The organism is Dietzia sp. DQ11-44, assembly GCF_014145205.1.
GTDB lineage: Bacteria > Actinomycetota > Actinomycetes > Mycobacteriales > Mycobacteriaceae > Dietzia > Dietzia natronolimnaea.
Map to the genome: position 1 here is coordinate 1 of NZ_JAALEC010000705.1, position 4,072 is coordinate 4,072.

Below are 4,072 nucleotides of genomic sequence, written 5' to 3' on the forward strand. Positions count from 1 at the left end.
GACGCCAAGACGCAGTCGGAGAAGATGGTCGGCGACGCCCGCAGGGAGGCCGACAAGATCCTCGGCGAGGCCAAGACCAAGTCCGACGGGATCGTCAAGGACGCCCAGTCACGCTCCGAGCAGCAGATCAAGGAAGCCCAGGCCAAGGCGGACGCCCTGCAGGCCGACGCGGAGCGCAAGCACACCGAGATCATGGCCACCATCAACCAGCAGCGTGGCGTGCTCGAGGGCCGGATCGACCAGCTGCGGACCTTCGAGAAGGACTACCGCAGTCGCCTCACCAGCTACCTCGAGAACCAGCTGTCCGAGCTCGGGAAGTCCGGATCGGCTGCCCCGGCCGCCCCGGCGGAGAACGCCGGTGCGCCCGACCAGGGTGCCAAGAAGGACGGCGGCCACCGCGCCGAGTAGTCCTCCCGCGTCGACGCGTCCGGTCCCCGCCCCTGCCCAGGGTGCGGGGACCGACGTATATTCGGGGAGTGGGACCGCCCCGGAACAGGCGCGCCCCACGACACGCACCACGGCAGGAGGAACGCATGCTCGTCGCCGCACTCGGACTGACGATCCTCGGATTCGTCTTCCTCGTCGCCGCCGTCGCCACCGGTCAGATCGGGTGGGCGTGGGCCTGCATCGTGGTCGGCGCCCTCGGCCTGCTGCTGCTGGTCATGGATCTCATCCGCGGGAGATCCGCGCGTGACGGGTCCGGACGGGACCCGTCAGAGGTGGCGGACGCGGCGGACTCCCACGCCGACAGGTAACATCACCCCATGTCCGGCGGTGAGCCGGATGCGCTGCGATCCGGCCATCACCGGGGAGCGCTCGGAAGAACAGCCGGTCCCGTGGAGGGGGCGGCTCAGTAGAACCGAACGGGGGAGCCCGACCGGCCCCCGACCCATGAGTGGGCGTCGCACCGTCGTCGTCAAACGGGGTGGTACCGCGGACGGACGCGCCAGTCGTGTCCGGATCGTCCCCGAGCGCAGGCCTGTCGGCCCCACGGGTACCCACTCGTGCGGGCCCCGTACCGCGAGGAGTCCGCCCGCATGAGCACCGAGCCCACCGCCACGGGTAGCGCCTACCCGATTCTCGACCTCACCGGCGGCACCACGGCACAGTCGCCGTCGTTCCCCGCCCTCGAGGAGACCGTCCTGGCCCGGTGGGACCAGCGCGACACCTTCCGGGAGTCCGTCCGCAGACGGGCGGACGCCGAGGAATACGTCTTCTACGACGGCCCCCCGTTCGCCAACGGCCTACCCCACTACGGGCATCTGCTCACCGGGTACGTCAAGGACGTGATCCCGCGCTACCGCACCATGCGCGGATACCTGGTCGAGCGCCGCTTCGGATGGGACTGTCACGGTCTGCCGGCCGAGCTCGAGGCCGAGAAGCAGCTGGGGATCACCGAGAAGTCGCAGATCCTCGACATGGGTCTGGCCGAGTTCAACTCGGCCTGCGAGAAGTCGGTCCTGCGCTACACCGACGAGTGGGAGGAGTACGTCCACCGTCAGGCCCGTTGGGTGGACTTCGAGAACGACTACAAGACGCTGGACATCGACTTCACCGAGTCCGTCCTGTGGGCGTTCAAGCGGCTCTACGACAAGGGCCTGGTCTACAAGGGTTTCCGCGTGCTGCCGTACTCCTGGTACGAGCAGACGCCCCTGTCCAACCAGGAGACCCGGTTGGATGACGCGTACAAGATGCGTCAGGACCCCGCGGTCACCGTCGGCCTGCCGCTCGAGGCGCCGCAGTCCAGCCCGCTCCACGGCGCCGAGGCGCTGGTCTGGACCACCACCCCCTGGACCCTGCCGTCCAACCTGGCCGCCGCCGTCCACCCCGACATCGACTACTGCGTGGTGCAGGTGAACTCCGGTGAGCTCGCCGGCCGCCGCTTCGTGGTGGCCGAGGCCCGCCGCGGGGTGTATGCGCCCGAGTTCGGCGAGGACGCCGAGGTGGTGGCGACGGCGAAGGGCGCCGACCTGGTGGGTCTGACGTACGTCCCGCCGTTCGACTTCTTCGCCGGCCACCCCGGCGCGCACGTCGTGCTGTCGGCGGACTACGTCACCACCGAGTCGGGCACCGGCATCGTCCACCTCGCGCCGGCCTTCGGTGAGGAGGACAAGGACGCCTGCGACGCGGCCGGTATCGAGTTGGTCATCCCGGTCGGCCCCGACGGCAAGTTCACCGCCGAGGTGCCCCCGTACGCGGGCCAGCTGGTCTTCGACGCCAACGCGCCCATCTCACGCGACCTGCGTGCCGCGGGTCGCCTGATCCGGCACGAGACCATCGAGCACTCCTACCCGCACTCCTGGCGCTCCGGGCAGCCGTTGATCTACATGGCCCTGCCGGCCTGGTTCGTCAAGGTCACCGCGTTCCGGGACCGGATGGTCGAGCTCAATCGCGAACACATCACGTGGATGCCGGAGCACGTGCGCGACGGGCAGTTCGGCAAGTGGCTCGAGGGCGCGCGGGACTGGAACATCAACCGGAACCGGTACTGGGGCGCGCCGATCCCCGTGTGGGAGTCGGACGACCCGGCCTACCCGCGCGTGGACGTCTACGGCTCCCTCGACGAGCTCGAGGCCGACTTCGGGGTGCGGCCCACCGATCTGCACCGTCCGTACATCGACGAGCTGACCCGGCCCAACCCCGACGACCCGACCGGCAGATCCACCATGCGGCGGGTGGCCGACGTGTTCGACTGCTGGTTCGAGTCCGGGTCCATGCCGTTCGCGCAGGTCCACTACCCCTTCGAGAACAAGGAGTGGTTCGAGACCCACAACCCGGGCGACTTCATCGTCGAGTACAACGGTCAGACCCGCGGCTGGTTCTACACGCTGCACGTGCTGGCCACGGCGCTGTTCGACCGTCCCGCGTTCACGCACGTCGCCGCCCACGGGATCGTGCTGGGCAACGACGGGCTCAAGATGAGCAAGTCCAAGGGCAACTACCCGGACGTCAACGAGGTCTTCGCCCGCGACGGCTCCGATGCCATGCGATGGTTCCTCATGAGTTCCCCCATCCTCCGCGGTGGCAATCTCGTGGTGACCGAACAGGGCATCCGCGAGGGTGTGCGTCAGGCCATGCTGCCGCTCTGGAACTCCTACAGCTTCCTGCAGCTGTACGCCGCCGAGCGCGCCACCTGGCGCACGGACTCCCCGCACGTGCTGGACCGGTACATCCTGTCCCGGTTGGCCACGACCCGGGACGCGATGACCGAGGCCCTGGAGACCACGGACATCGCCGCCGCCTGCGACGAACTGCGACAGTTCGCCGACGCCCTGACCAACTGGTACGTGCGCAGGTCGCGCTCCCGGTTCTGGGCGGGGGAGGCCTCCGGTCAGGACTCCCGCGACGCCTTCGACACCCTCTACACGGTGCTGGAGACGACGATGCGGCTCGCCGCCCCGCTCCTCCCGCTCATGTCGGAGGTCGTGTGGACCGGCCTGACCGGGCGGGAGTCGGTCCACCTCGCGGACTGGCCGGCCGCCGACGAGCTCCCGCGCGACGCCGGGTTGGTCGAGGCCATGGAGGCCGTGCGGTCGGTGTGTTCGACCGTCTCCTCCGTGCGCAAGGCCAAGCAGCTGCGCGTGCGCCTGCCCCTGAACTCCCTCACCGTGGCGATGCCCGACGCCGAGAGGCTCGAGCCGTTCACCGGGATCATCGCCGACGAGGTCAACGTGCGCCACGTCCACCTGACGAGCGACGTGGCCGCCCACGGGCGGATGGAGCTGGCCGTCAACGCCCGCGCGGCGGGGCCGCGGTTGGGCAAGCAGGTTCAGGCGTGCATCAAGGCCGCCAAGACGGGGGACTGGTCCGAGGCCGACGGGGTGGTCATCGCCGGTGGGGTCGAACTGCAGGAGGGCGAGTACGAACACCGCCTCGTGGCCGCGGACCCGGAATCGACGGCCGCGCTCCCGGGCGGGGCCGGGCTGGTGGTGCTGGACCTGACCGTCACCGAGGAGCTGGAGGCGGAGGGCTGGGCCAAGGACCGGATCCGTGAGATCCAGGAGGCCCGCCGCGGCGCCGGGTTCGACATCTCCGACCGCATCCGGGTGCGCCTGGAGGTCCCGGCGGCCCA

Annotated in this window: 2 protein-coding genes and 1 pseudogene; all 3 read left to right on the top strand. The window is 69.9% G+C overall.

What is annotated here, in order from left to right; genetic code table 11:
- Window positions 1–408, top strand: a pseudogene (locus G6018_RS15905) (cell division protein); the annotation flags it as partial.
- Window positions 409–533: 125 nt separating this feature from the next.
- Window positions 534–755 (top strand): hypothetical protein, encoded by a 222-nt coding sequence (locus tag G6018_RS15910; RefSeq protein ID WP_182618041.1) that lies wholly within the window; start codon window positions 534–536, stop codon window positions 753–755.
- Between the two features lie 282 nt (window positions 756–1,037).
- Window positions 1,038–4,072, top strand: a 3,035-nt coding sequence (gene ileS, locus G6018_RS15915) for an isoleucine--tRNA ligase (RefSeq protein ID WP_182640135.1), incomplete at its 3' end; no start/stop codon positions are given.

Bases quoted from the DNA above. Each gene is read 5' to 3' on its own strand.
- G6018_RS15910 (WP_182618041.1), top strand. From the start codon at position 534: ATGCTCGTCGCCGCACTCGGACTGACGATCCTCGGATTCGTCTTCCTC.